The sequence below is a fragment of the Chromobacterium sp. W521 genome, from assembly GCF_052805975.1.
Window position 1 is genome coordinate 246,287 of sequence record NZ_JBRBAF010000004.1, and the last position, 19,180, is coordinate 265,466.

Below are 19,180 nucleotides of genomic sequence, written 5' to 3' on the forward strand. Positions count from 1 at the left end.
ACCGGACGGCCGTTACGGGACAGTGAAACAAATGAGTTTGATGCGCAAAAAGAGCGTCCAGGGAATGCTGGCTACCGCTCAGACCTCGCGTGGGCTTCGCAAGGAGCTTTCCGCTTTCGACCTTACCATGCTCGGCATCGGGGCCATCATCGGCACCGGCATCTTTGTGCTGACCGGCACCGGCGCCACTGTGGCCGGCCCCGGACTGGTGCTTTCCTTCGTGATCAGCGCTTTCGCCTGCGGCTTCGCCGCCTTGTGCTACGCCGAGTTCGCCTCCATGCTGCCGGTTTCCGGCTCCACTTACACCTACGCTTACGCGACGCTGGGCGAGATGATCGCCTGGATCATAGGCTGGGACTTGTTGTTGGAATACCTGCTGGCTTCGTCGGCGGTGTCGGTGGGCTGGTCCGGCTATTTCCAGAGCCTGCTGTCCGGCTTTGGCGTGACCCTGCCGGAATACTTGACCGCCGCCGCAGGCTCGCTGCCAGGCAAGCAGACGCTGTTCAATCTGCCGGCCTTCTGCGTGGCGATGGTGATCACCGCTTTGCTGGCCTTCGGCATCAAGGAGTCCAAGCGCGTCAACAATGTGGTGGTGCTGATCAAGGTGGGCGTGGTGTTGCTGTTCATCGGCATCGGCGTGTGGCACGTCAAACCGGTGAACTGGCAGCCGGCGCTGCCCTTCGGCTTTTCCGGCGTGTTCCACGGCGCCGCCATTGTATTCTTCAGCTTCATCGGCTTCGACGCGGTGACCTGCGCCGCCGAGGAAGTGAAGAACCCGGCCAAGGACATCCCGCGCGGGGTGATCTGGTCGTTGGGGGTGTGCTCCCTGCTCTACGTGGTGGTGGCGGCCATCATGACCGGCATCGTGCCTTATATGCAGTTCGCCGGCGTTGATCATCCCGTGTCCCTGGCCTTGCAAGTGGCCAAGTTGGACTGGTTCGCCGGCTTCGTCGATCTGGGCGCCATCCTCGGCATGATGACGGTGATCCTGGTGATGACCTATGGTCAGACTCGAATCCTGTTCGCCATGTCGCGCGACGGCCTGCTGCCCAAAATATTTTCCGAAGTGAACCCCAAGTACGGCACGCCGTACAAGGCCACCTGGCTGATCGGCACCATCATCGCGCTGCTAGCCGGCTTCGTGCCGCTGCACACCCTGGCGGAACTGGTGAACATCGGCACCTTGGCCGCCTTTACCCTGATCGCCTTGTCCGTGATCGTGCTGCGCAAGCGCGAACCCAATCTGCCGCGCAAATTCGTTTGCCCGGGCGTGCCTTACATCCCGGCGCTGGCCATTCTGTGCTGCGGCTTTCTGATGACCCAGCTGTCGCTGCTGACCTGGCTGTGTTTCATGGCCTGGTTGTTGATAGGCTTGGTGGTGTATTTTGGGTATTCGCGGCGGAATTCGCTGTTGAACAATCCCGCCTGAGGCAGAGTGTGAAAAAGCCGGCAAAAGCCGGCTTTTTTTGCGCCCGCGGCCGACCGCGGGCGGATAATGGCGGCATGGACGGAGGAGGGGAAACGATGGAAGCGAAGACCGAATTGACGGCATGGCAGGGAGACATCACCACGCTGGCGCTGGACGCCATTGTCAATGCCGCCAACGCCAGCTTGCTGGGCGGCGGCGGGGTGGACGGGGCCATCCACCGCGCAGCCGGGCCGGAACTGCTGGCGGAATGCCTGACCTTGAACGGCTGCCGCGTCGGCGAGGCCAAGCTGACCGCCGGCTACCAGCTGCCGGCGCGGCATGTGATTCATACGGTGGGGCCGATCTGGCAGGGCGGCGCTCAAGGAGAGGCGGAGTTGCTGGCCGCCTGCTACCGCAACAGTCTGGCGCTGGCGGCGCGGCACGGGCTGGCCAGCATTGCCTTCCCCGCGATCAGCTGCGGCGTTTACGGCTACCCGGCAACGGAGGCCAGCGATATCGCGGTTGGCACCGTCCGTCAGTGGCTGGCGCAGGAGCCGAATACGCTGCGGCGCGTGCTGCTGGTGGCCTTTGACGACGCGATGGCCGACCGCTACCGGCGCTTGCTGGCCGGCTAGGCTAGCTGACCTCGCCCTTGGACGGGCGCGGCAACTGGCCGCCGCAGTGTTTGCAGAAACGGGCGTCCCAGTCGTGGCCCTCAGTGAAGCAATGAGGGCACAGCCGAGTGCCGGACACGGCTTCCACGGTCTTGGCCTTGGCGCCGCTGCCGCGCGCGATTTCCGCGGTGACGATGCCGGTGGGCACCGCGATGATGCCGTAGCCGGTAATCATGACCACGCTGGCCAGCGCCTGGCCCAGCGGCGTCTTGGGCGTGATGTCGCCGAAGCCCACCGTGGTCAGGGTGACGATGGCCCAGTAAATGCTGACCGGGATGCTGGTGTAGCCGTGCTCCGGGCCTTCTATCACGAACATCATCGTGCCCAGAATCACCACCAGCAAGACCACGGTGACCAGAAACACCGTGATCTTGCGGCGGCTGGCCAGCATTGCCCGTTTCAGCTCGCTGGCCTCGCCGATGTAGCGGGTCAGCTTGAGAATGCGAAACATGCGAAGCAGGCGAAGGATGCGGATATCGGCCAGGAAGCGGCTTTCCGGGATGAGCAGCCCAAGATACAGCGGCAGCACCGACATCAGATCGATGACGCCGAAGAAGCTTTTCACATAGCGCATCGGCTTGTGGATGCAGATCAGCCGCAATGCGTATTCGATAGTGAACAGAATGGTGAAACACCAGTCTAGAATCTTGAGTTGGGGCCCCCAAGCGGCTTGTATGCTTTGCACGCTCTCCAAGATCACCGTCAGCACCGACAGCAGGATGGCGACGATCAGCGCCAGGTCGAAGATGCGGCCCGGCCGGGTGTCTGCCTCGTAAATGATGATGTAGAGCTTGCGGCGCCAGCCGGTGAGGGGGATCAGGGTTTCCTGTGTTGGCATAAGCGGGGAATGGACCTCGGTCTGCGGGTGGTGGGCAATGGTTTCAGTGTAGCTGCCGGACCGCGGCGCGCGCGGGGCCGGCTGAGACTGCCAAGTTTGTCGATTATAAGCAAACAATATTTTGGTTCGTTGCTCAGCTTGTTTATGATGCTGGGTAATAAGGTTTTCTTCAAAACAGTCTGTGGAGAATAAAGATGCGAATTGCCAATGCTGTGACGGATTTGATCGGCAACACCCCGCTAGTGCGGCTTAACCGGGTGACCGAAGGCTGCGGCGCTACCGTGGTCGCCAAACTGGAGTTCTTCAACCCGGCTCACAGCGTCAAGGACCGCATCGCGGTGGCGATGATCGACGCTGCCGAGCAGGCCGGCAAGATCGGCCCGGATACGACCATCGTCGAACCCACCTCCGGCAATACCGGCATCGGCCTGGCCATGGTCTGCGCCGCGCGCGGCTATAAGTTGGTGATCACCATGCCGGAAACCATGAGTCGGGAACGTCGTCAACTGCTGCGCGCCTACGGCGCCGAGTTGATTCTGACCCCTGGACCCGACGGCATGGGCGGCGCCATCGCCAAGGCGCGCGAACTGGTGGAACAGAATCCGGACAGCTACTTCATGCCGCAGCAGTTTGAGAACCCGGCCAACCCGGCCATCCACCGCAACACCACCGCCGAAGAAGTATGGAAGGACACCGACGGCAAGGTCGACATCTTCGTCGCCGGCGTCGGCACCGGCGGCACCATCACCGGCGTGGGCGAAGTGCTGAAGGCGCGCAAGCCCGGCGTGCGCATCGTAGCGGTGGAGCCGGACGCGTCTCCGGTGCTGTCCGGCGGCCCCAAAGGCCCCCACCCGATCCAGGGCATCGGCGCCGGTTTTGTGCCGGCCATCCTCAACACCGGCATTTACGATGAAATCATCCGGGTGAAAAATGAGGATTCGATGGAAACCGCGCGCGCGGTAGCGGCGCGCGAGGGCCTGCTGGTGGGCATTTCCTCCGGCGCGGCGGTGTGGGCGGCGCTGGAACTGGCCAAGCGTCCGGAAAACGCCGGCAAGCTGATCGTGGTGGTGATTCCTTCTTTCGGCGAGCGCTATTTGTCCACGCCGCTGTTCCAGCATCTGGCGGATTAAGCGCCTGCGGCCGGCGTGGCCGCAACATCGACAGCCTGGCGGCTTTCTGCCAGGCTGTTTGTTTTTGTCGTTTCGCATCGAGGGGAAATCATGGAGCAGTTGCAAGCTTTGCTGACCCGCGCCGAAGCCATGCTGGCGCGTTTGGAGCCCTTGCTGCCGCCGGCGCGGCCGGAGCCGGACTGGGGCGCGCTGGCCTTCCGCTGGCAGCGCCAGGGCATGGCCGGCTGGCTGGAGGCGGTGGCGGAGCCGCACGCGCCGGAACTGGAGCGGCTGACCCATATCGACGCCCAGCGCGCGCAGCTGCTGCGCAACACCCGCCAGTTCGTCAAGGGGCGGCCGGCTAACAACGTGCTGCTCACCGGCGCGCGCGGCACCGGCAAATCCTCGCTGGTCAAGGCGCTGCTGCCGGAATTCGCCGCCAAGGGCCTGCGCCTCATCGAAGTGGACAAGGCGCAACTGGGCGACTTGAACCGCATTGTCGACCTGGTGGCTGGACGCAAGGAGCGCTTCATTCTGTTTTGCGACGACCTGTCTTTCGAGCAGGGCGACGACGCTTACAAGGCGCTGAAGACCGCGCTGGACGGCGGCCTGGCGCGCCGCGTCGACAATGTGCTGGTGTACGCCACCTCCAACCGCCGCCATCTGATGCCGGAAAAAATGAGCGAAAACCGCGAAGGCTGGGTGCAGGACGGCGAAATCCATCCGGGGGAGGCGATTGAGGAGAAGGTGTCGTTGTCGGACCGCTTCGGCCTGTGGCTGTCTTTCTACCCGTTTGATCAGGACGCCTACCTGGCGGCGGCGACCGAGTGGCTGGCGCATTTCGGCCTGAAGCTGGACGCCGAGGCGGAAAAAGCGGCCTTGCACTGGAGCCACCTGCGCGGCAGTCGCTCCGGCCGCGTCGCCTGGCAGTTCGCCTGCGATTGGGCCGGGCGCAGCGCCAAGGAGCGCAAGGCCTTGCTATGACTTCAGATAGCGCAGGCCCACGCTCTTGACCTGACCGTCGGCCGCGGCGCGGATCACCATCTCCAGCCGGTCCAGCCGCAGCACGTCGCCGGCCACCAGCGGATAGCCGCAGGCGCGTTTGCAGTATTCGGCGATGCTGTCGGCGCGGTCGCGCTCGCTCAGCGTCAGGCCGTAGCTGTCGGCCAGATCGCCCAGCCGCGCCAGCCCGGACACGGTGAAGTAACCGTAATAAGGATCGTCCCCGGGCGGATGAAAGGCCTCGCCGGCCGTCTCCAGCGCCGGGCTGGGGCCGATCAGGCAGGCCCAGTCGCCGGCGCGCAGCGTTTGGCTTGCTGCCGGCTCAAGCGCTTGTTCATCGCGATACAGCGCCGCCAGCCGCACGCCGCTGGGCAAGGCCAGTTCGCCGGCCAGTTGACCTTCGGCCGGGCTGTCGGCGCGCACCAGGCAGGAGGCGGCCTCGTAGCGGGCCTCCTGGCCGCTGACCACGGGCACCCGGTGTTCGACGTCCGGCCGCGCCGGCAGCTTCAGCTTCAATTTCTCCGCCAGCGGCGCGATGGTCCAGCCCTGGAATAGCAGCGACATCATCACCACGAAGAAGGCCACGTTGAAGAACAGCTGGCTATTGGGCAAGCCCGCCATCAGCGGGAAAATGGCCAGAATCACCGGCACCGCGCCACGCAGGCCCACCCAGCTCATGAACAGTTTTTCCGCCTTGGGCACCGGGAAGGGCAGCATGCACAGCCACACCGCCAGCGGCCGCGCCACCAGCATCAGCACGATGGAGATCGCCAGCGCGTAGGGCGCCACCGGCAGTAGATTGGACGGCGTCACCAATAGCCCCAATACCAAGAACATGGTTACCTGGGCCAGCCAGGCGTAGCCGTCGTGGATGTTCAATAGATTGGGCAGATCCGCCACTCGGGCGTTGCCCACCACGATGCCGGCCAGATAGATGGCGAGGAAGCCGCTGCCGCCGGCCGCGGTGGTCAGGCTGAACAGCGCGCCGGCGGTGCCCAGGCTGAACAGCGCCAGCATCGCGCCGCGCGGACCCAGTCGTTGGAACAGCCAAACCATGGCTTTGCCGCCGGCCCAGCCGGCCAGCGCGCCCAGGCCCATTTGCTTGACGAACAGCCACAGCATGGAAGCGACGCCGGCATCCTGGCCCTGCTGGCCCAGCACCCCGATCAGCGCTGAGGTCAGAAACACCGCCATCGGGTCGTTGCTGCCGGACTCTATCTCCAGCGCGCTGCCGACGCGGCGGTTGATTTCCAGACCGCGCCCGGACAGGAGGGCGAACACCGCGGCGGCGTCGGTGGAACCGACGATGGCGCCGATCAGCAAGCCTTCCAGCCAGCTTAGGTTCAGCACCCATGCGGCGAACAGGCCTGTCACGCCGGTGGTGATCAACACCCCCAGCGTGGCGAGCACCCCGGCTGGTTTGAGGCTGATGCGGAAGCTGTCCTGGCGCGTGCGCAGGCCGCCGTCGAACAGGATCACCACCAGGGCAATGGTGCCGACCACGTAACTGAGCTGGTAATTGCTGAACACGATCTTGCCGGGGCCGTCCTCGCCGGCCAACATGCCCAAGGCCAGGAATACCAGGAGCAGCGGCGCGCCGAAGCGGGAAGCGATGGAGGACACCACCAGGCTGGCCAGGAATACCAGCGAGCCGGCCAGGATGAGTGAATTTAAGGTGTCCAAGTGCATGCTCCTTCAGCGGGATGGGGGAGGTCATGACGAAATCGATCAAGCCCGTAGGCGGAGCGCGGATGGCTTGCCTTGTGTCGCCACGAGATGGAATGACAATCGGGATAAATATGCAGATTTCGCAGGTTTACAGTGCTAATGGTAACACTTTGAGACTTATCAGCCGCGCCTGAAACCAGCAATCGGCTCATTTTTTTGCGTTTTTAATGCTTATTATGTTTTTTCTGACTTGGCAATAATGCCGACTATATGACGTAGTGTTTATTTTTTGTTCGATGCAATGTATATTTGTTATGCATTTTATATTTGTAAATTAATGATAAATAAATATATTGAGGTGTGTATGACTTTTCGTAAAATCGCCTTGCTGGCTGTGGGGCTGAGCGTCTCCTGGATGGCTTTTGCTGCCATGGCTCCTTGGTACAGATGGGAAAGCAAGTTTGACGGCCAGCTGGTGTGCTCGCAATTCTCCTATGGCCCGGGGTGGGTTTTGTTCAATAACATTCCTTACAAAGACGCGGGCTGCCGCATTCCTGGCCGTCCGGGCTGATTAGGCTCGACATGTTCTAAGTGCGTAACTTTAGGGTTTGTGAAAATAAGGGCGCCGAGGCGCCCTTAATGCTGGGCGGCGCTTGGGGTAAAATGCGCTGCCGGCCGCTGAGAGCCGGGACGATTTTCACCGGGCAAGACCAAGCAATGAGCGACAGCAAGATCATAGAGGTAGTGGCCGGCGCGTTGATGCGGCCGGACGGCAGTTTCATGCTGGGCAGCCGGCCGGAGGGCAAACCCTACGCCGGTTATTGGGAGTTTCCCGGCGGCAAGGTGGAGCCGGGTGAGAGCGGCGAACAGGCGCTGGCCCGAGAGCTGTACGAGGAAATGGGCATTGAGATGGAAGCCGCGACGCCGTGGCTGACCAAGGTCCACCATTACGAACACGCTTCGGTGCGGTTGAGTTTCTTCCGGGTCTGGGCCTGGCGAGGGGAGCCGCAGTCGCGGGAAGGCCAGCGCTTCGCCTGGCAGACGCCGGGGGCGTGCACGGTGCAGCCCATGCTGCCGGCCAACGGGCCGATTCTCAAATCGCTTGAATTGCCGGCGGTTTATGCGATCAGCTGCGCGCACGAGATCGGCGTCGATGCCCAATTGCGGCGGCTGGAGCAGGGGCCAGCCTGGAGCATGGTGCAGATCCGCGAGCCGGGGATGCCGCGCGAGGAGCTGGCCGATTTTGTCGCCAAAGCGGCGGCTATCGTTCATGGCCGCGGCGGCAAGCTGCTGGTCAATGCCGATCCGGCCTGGGCGATGGAATGGCCGGTGGACGGCGTGCATCTTAACGCGGCGCGGCTGGCTTCGCTGACGGAGCGCCCGGCGTTCGCCTGGGTGGGGGCATCGGCGCATGATGCGGCGCAAGTGGCGCGGATCGGAGAGCTGGGCCTGGACTACGCCTTGCTCGGCCATGTGGCGGCTACCCCCAGTCATCCCGGCGCGGCGCCGTTGGGCTGGGACGGTTTCCGGCAGTGCCTGGCCGCCGGCGCGCCCGTGCCGGTCTACGCGCTGGGCGGCATGAGCCTGGACGATCTGGATGCCGCCCGTCGTCATGGCGCGCACGGCGTCGCCTTGATGCGGGGAGCTTGGCGATGAATGCCAAGCAGCGTAAATGGCTGGCTCTGGGCGGCGCCTTGCTGCTGTTGGCCAGCCTCAAGTTCAGCTTGATCTACCGCTGGTACGGCGAGCGGCAGCCGGCCAAGCCGACGCCGTTGACCTGCGTTGCCGGCCGTCCGTCCTGTGATCTGCCCGGCGGCGGCGTGTGGCGTTTCGCGTCGCCGCCGCAAAATGGCAAGCCGTTCGAGATTCGTTTGGAAGGCGTCGCGGCGCGGGAAGCGCCACAGGTGGAATTCAATATGGCCGATATGGACATGGGCTTCAATCGGTATACCTTTGTGCGCGACGGCGCCGATTGGAAGGCGGTGGTCACCCTGCCGCTGTGCGTCAGCGACAGCCGCGACTGGTTCGCTGTCTTTAGCCTGAACGGCAAGCGCTATCTGCTGCCGTTTTCCACGCATTGAACAGAGGGGCGGCGCGCCGCCTCATTTCTTCTTGCGTTTGATGTACAAGGTCTTGAATACCCTCGCCACCAGCTCGCCCTGCTGATCCAGAATATCCACTTGTAATTTCGGCAGGTATTTGTCTCCGGCGGCGGTGTGCAGTCTGATCTCCTCCAGCATGGCGGGCTCCATCCGGAAATGCGCGCATACCGTGCCTCGGCCTGGTTTGACATAGTCTATGCTGCCGCTTTTGTCCCACACATAGTAGTCCCGTCCCAACTGGCGCATCAGCATCAGCATGAAGAAGGGGTCGGTCATCGCGTACAGGCTGCCGCCGAAATGGGTGCCGACGTAGTTGCGGTTGCTGAAGCCCAGCTTCAACCGCACTTCGATATCGCTGAAGTCGACGGCGAGCCGTTTGACGCGGATGCCGGCGCCCAAGAAGGGCGGCCACAAATTGAGCAACAGTCTGAACAGCCAGGCGGGTGGGCGCATTGTATTAAAACACTTGTTTGAATTCTGCCATCGTCAATAAAAAAACCGGCCTTGTCAATCGCGCCGGTTTTTCTTTGTCGAAGATGGGTTTATTTGACCACGCCGCAGGCCATGCGCGCGCCGCCGCCGCCCAGCGGCTGCGGATGATCGCTGTGATTGTCGCCGCCGGCATGCACCATCAGCGCATGTCCGGAGAAGTCCGCCGCTTTCAAGCGCGGCGCCAGCACGGGATAGTTCGCCTTGCCGTCGGCGCCCACGTATAGCGCGGGCAGATCGCCCTTATGACCTTGCCCGTATGGGCCTGCGTGAACGCCGGTTTTGTCCGGATCCCAATGGCCGCCGGCCGCGCCGGCCGGGGTGGCCGCGCCGTTGGCGCCGATGGACGGCGCGCAGGAAGGTTTCTCATGCACATGGAAACCGTGCAGGCCTGGCGGCAGTTTTTCCAGGTTGGGCGTCAGCAGCGCGCCGTAGGGCGTGTCCTCTATGACGATGTTGCCGGCGGGGCCGGCATTGCCCTTGGCATCGACGAAGGACAGTTCCACGCTTTGGGCCAGGGCCAGAACGGGTAGACAGTACAGTATGGCGGATAGGGTGCGTAACATGGGGCGGTTCTCCGTGTAGGGCGGGGAAGGATCAAGACTCCGATTGTGCCATTTCGGCTCCTACTTGGAGCCTGGCTGTTAGAACCTGTTCACGACCTGCCGGGTTTTGCGGAGCGTGACACAGCGAGGGCTCTTTCAAAATGCGCATATGCCACGAGCACACTCGGCTTCATGCCGTCGTTTTCGCCTTGTGTCTTTCTTGATTGCGAGACTTTAGAACAGGTTCTCACGTTGGGGGGAACGAGGTCGGGCGGCCTGTCGTTTCGATGGTCCGGTGGCGGAAGTGCCAATACGCATTGCAAGCTTGAATCGCTTCAGCCTGCAGAGTCGTCCGCGCACGGTGGCCGTGATGTAAATCCGTTTGGGGTTAAGGGGGGCCTTCCCTGCCGATGTTTAACTTGCGCGCGAGCCGGCTTGCCGCGGATCAACTGGCGTGTGGACCGCTCTAGGCATACTGGGGCTAAGAACCTGTTCAAAGTCTGCTGCGCTTCGTGGAGCCTTGCACGGCGAGTAGCCCCTTCGAAATGCCCATGTACCCTATGTATATTCCGCTTTCCCGGCCGTTTTCGCCTTGTCTCCCTTGCTCTCGCGAGACTTTGAGCAGGCTCATATTTTTAGAGAGGACGGGAAATGATTGCAGTGATAGGAGCGGGAATGTCCGGCTTGGCCTGCGCCTGGCAGTTGCGCCGACACGGGGTGGATGCGGTGGTGTTCGAAGCGTCCGGCAGGGTGGGCGGCAAGGTGCTGAGCCTGGACTTGGCACCGGGCCTGATGGAGGCGGGGCCCAACACCGTGTTGGCGGACGAAGCCTTGTGGCAATGGCTGCTGGAGCTTGGGCTGACGCCCTTGTCGCCGGCGCCGGGGCCGCAGCGGCGTTTCGTGTTGCGGCACGGTCATTACCGAGCCTTGCCCGACGGCCTGGCCGCTGTGCTGACCGGCTCCTACTTCAGCTGGGGCGCCAAATGGCGTTTATTGAGCGAGCCCTGGCGTTGTTCCGCGCCGGCGCAGGCGGAAACGGTGGCGGCCTTTTTCCGGCGTCGGCTGGGAGAGGAAGCGCTATCCACTCTGGTGGACCCGTTCATCGGCGGCGTATTCGCCGGCGATCCGGACGAGTTGCTGATGGCGGAATGCTTGCCCGCATTGGCGGCCGCGGAGCGGGAGGCCGGTTCGCTGGCCTTGGGCATGTGGCGGCGCTGGCGGCGCGGGGAGGTGAGACGCAAACGGATGTTCACGCTGGCGGGCGGGCTGTCCAGCCTGGCCGAGCGGCTGGCGCGCGATCTGGACGTGAGGCTGGACTGTCCGGCGCTGGGGCTGGAGCGCGCAGACGAGGGCTGGCGGGTGTTGACGCCGAGGGGGCCGCAACTGGCCAGTGCCGTGGTGCTGGCCTTGCCTGCGCCGCAGGCGGCCTTGCTGTTGAGGGATTGCGAGCCGGATTGGGCGGGCGCCTGCGCGGCGCTGCCCTATGCGCCGCTGACCGTAGTCGCCACGGTAACGGAGGAGCAAGCGCTGCGCCGGCCGCTGAATGGGTTTGGCGGTTTGCACCCCGTCAGCGAGCAGGCTTTGGCCTTGGGACATTTGATGTCCAGTCGGATTTTTCCGCACACGGCGGCGCCCGGTTTGAAACTGGTGACCAGTTTTATCGGCGGCCGTCGCCAGGCGGAGTTGGCCGGATTGCCGGATCAGACCTTGTTGCGGCGTTTGAACCTGGAACTGGCGCGCCTGTTCGGTCTGGAGGGCGAGCCCTTGAGCCAGCGCATCGTGCGTTGGCCGCAGGCGCTGCCGCAGGGCACCTCGGCGATGGCGGCCTTGCGGCCGCTGGCGGCGGCCGCGAGCGAGCGCGGTCTGCATGTGTGCGCCAACTGGCTGGATGGGGTGTCGCTGCCGGATTGCCTGGCCAAGGGCCGGGCGCTGGCCGACCGGCTGGCGGAGCGGGCTTTGCATTGCCGTGGATACGGCATATAACAAATCGTCGCGGACAGCCGGGCGAAAGGAGCGGGCGATGCGGGCGAGTCTATGGATGGCGGCTGCCGGAGCCGGTTTGCTGGCGGCGGGCGCGGCGGCGCAGGCCCCGATCAAACTATGCGGGGTGGAGTGGCAGCCGTTCACCTATGTGAAAAACGGCAAAGTGGACTCCGGCATCAGCCACGACGTATTGCAGGAGGCCTTCCGCCGGATGAATGTGCCGGTCACGATGGAGGCCGCGCCGTGGGAGCGTTGCCTGCGAGGTATCAAAACCGGCGATTACGACGCGGTGATCGACAATGAAGTCGCGGCGCAGACGCCGCGTTTCAAAAATGTTTACTCCAGCTATCCGGTGGCCTTGTGCGTCAAGCGAGGCTCGCCGGTCAAGTCCTTCGACTGGAAGCTGGTGCAGGGCCAGGCCGTGGGCATGGTGCGCGGCTATACTTATACACCGAAAATCCTGAACTACCCCAACTGGAAGCTGGAGCCGAGCAACGACGAGGATCAGCTTTACGCGATGCTGATCGGCGGCCACCGCCAGTTTGTATTGTGCGATGTCTGGGGCGCGTCCTTGCGGCCGAATGTGGATATCCTGCAGCCGGTGATAGACCGCACGGATTTATCGCCCAATTTCAGCGCTCGACAGACGGCGCTGGCCGCCCGGCTGGACGCGACGATTGGCGATTTGATCCGCGACGGCAGCGTGGAACGTATCTACGCCAAATACACCAAGCGCAAGTTTCGGGACATGGTGCCGGCGACGGGCAAATGACGGCGACGCGACGCGAGGAGGGCCGGCGGGAGGAGATTTCGCCGGCCTTTTTGATTTGCCGCCAACGGCTTGGCTTTGCGCGGGGGGCGCTAGGCGGTAGAATCGGCCTTTGACTTTTCACTTTGCTTGCCACGTCTATGCTTACCTTCCAGGAAATCATCCTTACGCTCCAGCACTATTGGAACCGCCAGGGCTGCGCCTTGCTGCAGCCTTACGACACCGAGGTGGGCGCGGGGACTTCCCACACCGCCACCTTTCTGCGGGCGCTGGGGCCGGAGCCGTGGAACGCGGCCTATGTGCAGCCGTCCCGTCGTCCCAAGGACGGCCGCTACGGCGAAAACCCCAACCGCCTGTTCCAGCATCATCAATTCCAGGTGGTGCTGAAGCCGTCTCCGTCCAATATTCAGGAACTGTATCTGGGCTCCTTGAAGGAGCTGGGCCTGGACCCGACGATGCAAGATATCCGCTTTGTTGAGGACGACTGGGAAAACCCGACCCTGGGTGCCTGGGGGCTGGGCTGGGAAGTATGGCTGAATGGCATGGAAGTGACCCAATTCACCTACTTCCAGCAAGTGGGCGGCCTCGACTGCAAGCCGGTGTTGGGCGAGATCACCTACGGCCTGGAACGCCTGGCCATGTATTTGCAGGGCGTGGAGAACGTCTACGATCTGATCTGGACCCATTTGCCGGACGGCCAGCCGGTGACTTACGGCAATGTGTTCTTCCAGAACGAAGTGGAGCAATCCAAGTACGCGTTCGAACACAGCAATGTGGAGCTGTTGTTCCGCCAGTTCAACGATTACGAGGCCGAGGCCAAATCGCTGCTGGAGGCCAGCCTACCGTTGCCGGCCTACGAAATGATCCTCAAGGCCGGCCACACGTTCAACCTGCTGGACGCGCGCGGCGCAATTTCCGTGACCGAGCGCGCCACCTACATCGGCCGCATCCGCACTCTGTCTCGCGGCGTGGCGCAGGCCTATTACGACGCCCGCGAAGCGCTGGGCTTCCCAATGTGCCGGCAGGCCTGAGCTTGGCTTGCCGCCCCGGCCGCTTCTCGAAAGAGGGAATGCGTATGAAAGCTATTTTCGCATGCATGTGCGCCGCGTTGGCCTTGCCGGCGCTGGCCGAACCCGCCGCCGACTGGGTGGCGTATCAGGACGGCAAGGCGCTGCAGTTGGCGATAGACGGCAATTCGCTATGGCTGGGGCAGGACGGACTGGTGCACTTCGTCAACCAGGAACGGTTCGACAAGGTCCAGGACGAGAAAAACTACAAGCTGAAATTCAATATCCGCCGCAGCGTAGGCTACGCCGACTGCGGCAAGTACCAGTACGTGTTTGTTAGCTCCGATTATTTCGATCGCAACAACAAGCACCTGTTCTCAACCCTATTTCCAGTGCCGCGTCACGCCTGGAAATGGCAGCCCGTTTATGGGGGATCGGTCGCCGACGCCATGATGAAGGTGATCTGCGAAGCCGCCGGGGCCGCCAAGCGTTAAGTTTTCGAGTGAATATGAACCAGACATTGCTGATTGAGCTGCTCACCGAGGAGCTGCCGCCCAAAGCGCTGGAAAAGCTGGCCGCCAGCTTTGCCCAGACCATTGGCGAAGAATTGAAGAAAATGCAGTTCGCGCCGGCCGACGCCGAGGCGACTGTTTACGCCTCCCCGCGCCGCCTGGCGGTGCAACTGGCCAATGTGGCCGCCTTGCAGCCGGACCAGAAGATCACCCGCAAAGGCCCGGCCGTGACCGCCGGATTCAAGGACGGTCAACCCACGCCGGCGCTGGCCGGTTTCGCCCGTTCCTGCGGCGTGGAGGTGTCCGCGCTGTCCACGATGAGCGACGGCAAGCAGGATGTGTACGCCTATGAAAGCGTCAAGCAGGGCCAGCCGCTGGCCGCGGTGCTGGCCGACGTGGTGGCGCTGGCGCTGAAAAAGCTGCCGGTGCCCAAACTGATGCGCTGGGGCAGCCTGGACGTGCAGTTCGTGCGCCCGGTGCATGGCCTGATCATGCTGCACGGCGACGCGGTGGTGCCGGGCGAGGTGCTGGGCCTGCAAAGCGGGCAGAGCACCCGCGGCCATCGTTTCTTGTCCGAGGGCGAGGTGAGGGTGGCCAACGCCGACGCCTACGCGCGCACCTTGCATGAATCCGGCAAGGTGGTGGCCAGCTTCGACGCGCGCCGCGAACTGATCCGCCACAAACTGACCGAGGCCGCCGCCCGTCTGAATGCCACCATCGCCGCGCCGGAGGCCTTGTTTGACGAGGTGACCGGCTTGGTGGAGTGGCCGGTGGTGCTGGAGGCCGGCTTCGAAGCCGAATTCCTGCGCGTGCCGCAGGAGTGCCTGATCCTGACCATGCAGCAGAACCAGAAGTATTTCCCGCTGCTGGACGCTTCCGGCAAGCTGATGAACCGCTTCCTGCTGGTGTCCAACCTGGAAACCGCCGATCCGTCCTTTATCGTCGGCGGCAACGAGCGCGTATTGCGCGCGCGTCTGTCCGACGCCAAGTTCTTCTTCGAGCAGGATCAGAAGGCGCGCTTGGACAGCCGGCTGCCGCGGTTGGCCAATGTGGTCTACCACAATAAGATTGGTTCGCAACTGGAGCGCGTGGAGCGTCTGCAGAGCATTGCCGGCGCCATCGCCCATGAATTGGGCGCCGACGCCGCGCTGGCCGCCCGCGCAGCCTATCTGGCCAAGGCCGATCTGGTGTCCGACATGGTGGGTGAATTCCCCGAACTGCAAGGCGTGATGGGCATGTACTACGCCCAGCACGACGGTGAGCACGCCGAAGTGGCCGCCGCCATCGAAGGCCATTACCACCCGCGCTTTGCGGGGGACACGCTGCCGGAAGGCAAGATCGCCACCGCGGTGGCGCTGGCGGACAAACTGGAAACCATTGTCGGCATCTGGGGCATCGGCCTGATCCCCACCGGCGACAAGGACCCGTTCGCATTGCGCCGCGCCGCTCTGGGCGTGGTGCGCATGGCGCTGGAAGCGGACCTGGATGTGAAGGCGCTGCTGAACATCGTCGCCGCCGCCTTCCCGGCAGGCAAGCTGTCCGCCAATGTGGCCGACGAGGTGTTCGGCTTCATGATGGACCGTCTGAAGAACTTCCTCGCAGCCGATTACAAGGGCGACGAGATCGACGCGGTGCTGGCGCAGGCGCCTAGCCGGCTGGCGGAAGTGCGCGCGGTGTTGTCCGCGGTGGCCGCCTTCAAGGCCTTGCCGGAAGCGTCCGCGCTGGCCGCCGCCAACAAGCGGGTGAAGAACATCCTGAAGAAGGCCGAAGGCGAAGTGGGCGCGGTGAATCCCGCGCTGCTGAGCGAAGCGGCCGAGCAGGCGCTGTTCGCCGCCGTCGAGCAGCTGGCGCCGCAGGTGGACGGCCAATTCGCCGCCCGCGATTTCGCCGCCGCGCTGACCCAGTTGGCTTCGCTGCGCGCGCCGGTGGATGCTTTCTTTGACGGCGTGATGGTGATGGCGGACGACGCCGCGGTGCGCAACAACCGCATCGCCTTGCTGGCGCGTCTGGCCGGCTTGTTCAACCGCGTGGCGGACATCTCGCTGCTGGCGGAGTGATTCGATGGGGCGGCCGGCGGCCGCCCCGGCGCTCTAGACGGGGACAACCGTGAAACTAGTGATACTCGACCGCGACGGCGTGATCAACGAGGACCGCGACGATTTCGTCAAATCGCCGGCGGAGTGGGTGCCGATCGAACACAGTTTGGAGGCGATCGCCAACCTGACCCAGTCCGGCTGGCGGGTGGTGGTGGCCACCAATCAATCCGGCATCGGCCGCGGGCTGTTCGACATGCAAGCGCTTAACGCCATGCATGAGAAAATGCACAGGCTGGTGGGCCAGGCCGGCGGCCGCATCGATGCGGTGCTGTTCTGTCCGCACGGCCCCAGCGCCGGCTGTGACTGTCGCAAACCGTTGCCGGGCATGGTGCTGGAGATTGCGGAGCGCTTCAATGTGAAACTGGACGGCTTGCCGCTGATCGGCGACAGCCGCCGCGATCTTGAGTCGGTGGCGGCGGTGGGCGGCCTGCCCATCTTGGTCAAGACCGGCAAGGGGGCCAAGACGCTGGCTGACGGCGAGCTGCCGGCCGGCACCCTGGTGTTCGACGATTTGTACGACGCCGCGGAATATCTGATCGATTCCCGCGAGCGTTGACTTCAGAAAAGGATAGTGTTCCAAGCATGCTGAGTTTATGGCTTCGTAACCTGCTGTATTGGCTGGTGCTGATCATCATCACGCCGCTCTTCTTCTTTCTGCTGCTGCTGTCCGCGCCGCTGCCGCGCCGCGCGCGCCATGTGTTCGGCGTCAGCTGGGCCTTGAGCCTGTTGTGGATGCTGGAGCATGTGATCGGCTTGAAATACAAGGTGCTGGGCGCGGAAAATCTGCCTGAGCAGCCGTCGGTGATCTGTTCCAAGCACCAGTCCGGTTGGGAAACCTTGGCCTTGCAGAAGATTTTCCCGTGGCAAGTGTACGTGGCCAAGCGAGAGCTGACCTGGATTCCGGTATTCGGCTGGGGCCTGGTGCTGATGAACCCCATCATCATCAACCGCTCCGACCGCGCCAACGCCAACCAGCGTCTGCTGGAGCAGGGCTTGGAGCGCAAACGCCACCGTTTCTGGATCACGGTCTTCCCGGAGGGAACTCGCACCAAGCCGGGCGTGGCGGGCAAATACAAGCTGGGCGCCGCGCGCATGGCCAAGCAGTTCGACATGCCGCTGGTGCCGGTGGCGCACAACGCCGGCGAGTTCTGGCCGCGCAACGCCTTCCTGAAATACCCTGGTGAAATCACCGTGGTGGTGGGCCAGCCCATTGTGCCGAGCGAAGAGCTGGGGCCGGAGGCGATGATGAAGGAGGCCGAGCAGTGGATCGAGGCGCGTCAGCGCGAGATCGGCGGCGTCGGCCCGTTTGCGGACGAGGATGAAAAGCGCAAGCGTCTGGCTGCGTCTGCCGCTGCCTGACGGCGAGGTGGATGTGGTGTTGACCCGTCGTCCGCGCAAGAGCGTGGGCATTAGGGTGAGCGCGGGCAGGGTGGAGCTGGTGGCTCATCCGGCGGTTAGCGCCGCCCGTCTGCGCGAAGTGTTGTTGGAGCGTCGAGACTGGATCGCCGGCCATGTGACGCGGCAGAGGCTAGAGCGGAGGCAAGCCGAAGATCTCAGCCAGCTGCGCTGGCGGGGGGAGGCGCTGCCCATCGTGCTGACGCCCGGCGTGAGGCGCACGGCCAGACTGACGGCGGACGGGTTGATTGTTACCGGTATCGCGCACGGCGACGCGGCGGCCTTGACGCAGGCGGTCCGCCGTTTCTTCAAGCGAGAGGCTGCTTTGCGGTTTCCGGCGCGGATGGCGGAACTGGCGCGCGGCTGTCGTCGCCAGCCCTGCGGCCTGCAGCTGTCGTCGGCGCGCACGCGTTGGGGCAGTTGCACCTCCGCCGGGATCATCCGGCTGAACTGGCGCTTGCTGCAAGCCCCGCCGACGGTGCTGGACTATGTGATCGCCCATGAACTGGCCCATCTGGAACACATGAACCATTCGCCCGCCTTCTGGGCGGAGACTGCGCGTCTGTACCCGGACTGGCAGGCGGCACGGCGTTGGCTGAAGCTGCGCGGCGCCGAGCTGTTCCATTTTGATTAATGAATAAAGAACCGGTTCATGATCTTGCGAGCTAGAGCGAGACAAGGCGAAAATGGCTGAAAAAGCGGAGTGTACATACGGTACATGCGCATTTTGAAGACGTTTTCAACGCCGTATCGCCGACGCGTAGCAGATCGTGAACAGGTTCTAAGGAGAAGAATGATGCGTTTACTACATACCATGCTGCGAGTGGGCAACTTGGAGCGCTCGCTGGCGTTTTACCAGGAGGTGCTCGATATGAAACTGTTGCGCCGCCAGGATTATCCGGAAGGCCGCTTCACCCTGGCCTTCGTGGGTTACGGCGCGGAAGAGGAGCAGACGGTGCTGGAGCTGACCCACAACTGGGACACCGAGTCCTACGAACTGGGCACCGGTTACGGCCATATCGCCGTGGAAGTGCCGGACGCCTACGCCGCCTGTGACATGGTGCGCGCCAAGGGCGGCAAGGTCACCCGCGAAGCCGGCCCGATGAAGCACGGCACTACGGTGATCGCCTTCGTCGAGGATCCGGACGGCTACAAGATCGAGTTCATTCAGCGCTGAGAACCTGTTCACGATCTGCTGCGCGTCGGCGATACGGCGTTGAAAATGGTTTCGAAATGCTCATGTACCGTATGTACACTCCGCTTTCTCAGCCATTTTCGCCTTGCCTCGCCTTAGCTCGCGAGATTGTGAATAGGCCCTAAGCATTCTTGTTCGAGGTCCCTTGAACAACTTTCAAGACAAGGCCGGCGGCAATGAGCCGCCGGCCTTGTTTCATCAAATGCTTAATTAGCGTGGCAATTGCGCAAAAACTCTTGGTTCCGATTCCGGTTTTCCTTGTCCGGACTGCCCGAGTTATGGGACGATGTAACGCTTTGTAACCGTTCTGGCCGAAACGGAGGCGCCGCTCCCCCGGAGACGAGATCCGCGCCGGCCTGACGGCTAAGCGTCAGCGCAACGGCATCCG

Annotated in this window: 20 protein-coding genes; 16 read left to right on the forward strand and 4 right to left on the reverse strand. The window is 63.3% G+C overall.

The features are described 5' to 3' along the window. Positions 1-64: 64 nt before the first annotated feature. Both ACUXV1_RS07705 and ACUXV1_RS07710 read left to right on the forward strand, forming a co-directional pair. Complete coding sequence (locus ACUXV1_RS07705) at positions 65-1,429, forward strand: amino acid permease (protein WP_275888101.1); 1,365 nt, start codon at positions 65-67, stop codon at positions 1,427-1,429. 95 nt (positions 1,430-1,524) lie between these two features. Continuing rightward, complete coding sequence (locus ACUXV1_RS07710; RefSeq protein ID WP_446014859.1) at positions 1,525-2,043, forward strand: O-acetyl-ADP-ribose deacetylase; 519 nt, start codon at positions 1,525-1,527, stop codon at positions 2,041-2,043. Between the two features lies 1 nt (position 2,044). On the opposite strand, the gene ACUXV1_RS07715 is transcribed toward ACUXV1_RS07710, so the two are convergent. Beyond that, entirely contained in the window at positions 2,045-2,920 is an 876-nt protein-coding gene (locus ACUXV1_RS07715) for an ion transporter (protein ID WP_081554289.1), read from the reverse strand. 194 nt (positions 2,921-3,114) lie between these two features. Between ACUXV1_RS07715 and cysK the strand changes: the two genes are divergently transcribed. Together cysK and ACUXV1_RS07725 are read left to right on the forward strand one after the other, a co-directional pair. Then, complete coding sequence (cysK, locus tag ACUXV1_RS07720; protein ID WP_043632551.1) at positions 3,115-4,050, forward strand: cysteine synthase A; 936 nt, start codon at positions 3,115-3,117, stop codon at positions 4,048-4,050. 90 nt (positions 4,051-4,140) lie between these two features. Further along, on the forward strand, positions 4,141-5,013 hold the full coding sequence (locus ACUXV1_RS07725; RefSeq protein ID WP_081554288.1) for an ATP-binding protein: 873 nt from the start codon (positions 4,141-4,143) through the stop codon (positions 5,011-5,013). Here the strand turns inward: ACUXV1_RS07725 and ACUXV1_RS07730 are convergent. After that, entirely contained in the window at positions 5,008-6,714 is a 1,707-nt protein-coding gene (locus ACUXV1_RS07730; protein ID WP_043632847.1) for a potassium/proton antiporter, read from the reverse strand. The genes ACUXV1_RS07725 and ACUXV1_RS07730 overlap by 6 nt on opposite strands. A 349-nt stretch (positions 6,715-7,063) precedes the next feature. Between ACUXV1_RS07730 and ACUXV1_RS07735 the strand changes: the two genes are divergently transcribed. The 3 genes from ACUXV1_RS07735 to ACUXV1_RS07745 all read left to right on the forward strand — a co-directional run bounded on the left by ACUXV1_RS07735 (position 7,064) and on the right by ACUXV1_RS07745 (position 8,780). Then, positions 7,064-7,270 (forward strand): hypothetical protein, encoded by a 207-nt coding sequence (locus tag ACUXV1_RS07735; RefSeq protein WP_446014860.1) that lies wholly within the window; start codon positions 7,064-7,066, stop codon positions 7,268-7,270. 146 nt (positions 7,271-7,416) lie between these two features. After that, a complete protein-coding gene (locus ACUXV1_RS07740; RefSeq protein ID WP_446014861.1) occupies positions 7,417-8,355 on the forward strand; it encodes a Nudix family hydrolase in 939 nt (312 codons plus the stop codon). Next, positions 8,352-8,780 carry a hypothetical protein gene (locus ACUXV1_RS07745; RefSeq protein WP_446014863.1) on the forward strand — a complete coding sequence of 143 codons (429 nt, stop codon included), beginning with the start codon at positions 8,352-8,354 and terminating at the stop codon, positions 8,778-8,780. Before ACUXV1_RS07740 ends, ACUXV1_RS07745 begins: the two co-directional genes overlap by 4 nt. A 21-nt stretch (positions 8,781-8,801) precedes the next feature. Here the strand turns inward: ACUXV1_RS07745 and ACUXV1_RS07750 are convergent, their stop codons facing one another. Together ACUXV1_RS07750 and sodC are read right to left on the reverse strand one after the other, a co-directional pair. Next, on the reverse strand, positions 8,802-9,254 hold the full coding sequence (locus ACUXV1_RS07750; RefSeq protein WP_446014864.1) for a DUF4442 domain-containing protein: 453 nt from the start codon (positions 9,252-9,254) through the stop codon (positions 8,802-8,804). An 89-nt stretch (positions 9,255-9,343) separates the two neighbouring features. Further along, the gene (gene sodC / locus ACUXV1_RS07755; RefSeq protein ID WP_043632573.1) at positions 9,344-9,856 is read right to left on the reverse strand and encodes a superoxide dismutase family protein; all 513 of its coding nucleotides are present in this window, start codon (positions 9,854-9,856) and stop codon (positions 9,344-9,346) included. A gap of 630 nt (positions 9,857-10,486) precedes the next feature. Here sodC and hemG point away from each other — a divergent pair. From hemG to gloA, 9 genes are all read left to right on the forward strand, one after another. Next, complete coding sequence (hemG, locus tag ACUXV1_RS07760; RefSeq protein ID WP_446014865.1) at positions 10,487-11,818, forward strand: protoporphyrinogen oxidase; 1,332 nt, start codon at positions 10,487-10,489, stop codon at positions 11,816-11,818. 37 nt (positions 11,819-11,855) lie between these two features. Then, positions 11,856-12,590, forward strand: coding sequence for a substrate-binding periplasmic protein (locus ACUXV1_RS07765; protein WP_162788047.1), 735 nt, complete (start codon positions 11,856-11,858; stop codon positions 12,588-12,590). A 137-nt stretch (positions 12,591-12,727) separates the two neighbouring features. After that, entirely contained in the window at positions 12,728-13,618 is an 891-nt protein-coding gene (glyQ, locus tag ACUXV1_RS07770) for a glycine--tRNA ligase subunit alpha (protein ID WP_043632582.1), read from the forward strand. Positions 13,619-13,662: 44 nt separating this feature from the next. Further along, complete coding sequence (locus ACUXV1_RS07775; protein WP_081554283.1) at positions 13,663-14,088, forward strand: surface-adhesin E family protein; 426 nt, start codon at positions 13,663-13,665, stop codon at positions 14,086-14,088. Positions 14,089-14,102: 14 nt separating this feature from the next. Further along, the gene (glyS, locus tag ACUXV1_RS07780) at positions 14,103-16,163 is read left to right on the forward strand and encodes a glycine--tRNA ligase subunit beta (RefSeq protein WP_446014866.1); all 2,061 of its coding nucleotides are present in this window, start codon (positions 14,103-14,105) and stop codon (positions 16,161-16,163) included. A gap of 49 nt (positions 16,164-16,212) precedes the next feature. Further along, positions 16,213-16,758: a D-glycero-beta-D-manno-heptose 1,7-bisphosphate 7-phosphatase gene (gene gmhB, locus ACUXV1_RS07785; RefSeq protein ID WP_019103520.1), complete on the forward strand. Its 546-nt coding sequence runs from the start codon at positions 16,213-16,215 to the stop codon at positions 16,756-16,758. A gap of 26 nt (positions 16,759-16,784) precedes the next feature. After that, positions 16,785-17,561 carry a lysophospholipid acyltransferase family protein gene (locus ACUXV1_RS07790; RefSeq protein WP_019103521.1) on the forward strand — a complete coding sequence of 259 codons (777 nt, stop codon included), beginning with the start codon at positions 16,785-16,787 and terminating at the stop codon, positions 17,559-17,561. Next, positions 17,521-18,231: a M48 family metallopeptidase gene (locus ACUXV1_RS07795; RefSeq protein WP_446014867.1), complete on the forward strand. Its 711-nt coding sequence runs from the start codon at positions 17,521-17,523 to the stop codon at positions 18,229-18,231. The genes ACUXV1_RS07790 and ACUXV1_RS07795 overlap by 41 nt, the downstream gene beginning before the upstream one ends. A 162-nt stretch (positions 18,232-18,393) precedes the next feature. Then, the gene (gene gloA / locus ACUXV1_RS07800) at positions 18,394-18,774 is read left to right on the forward strand and encodes a lactoylglutathione lyase (protein WP_043591907.1); all 381 of its coding nucleotides are present in this window, start codon (positions 18,394-18,396) and stop codon (positions 18,772-18,774) included. Positions 18,775-19,180: the final 406 nt, after the last annotated feature.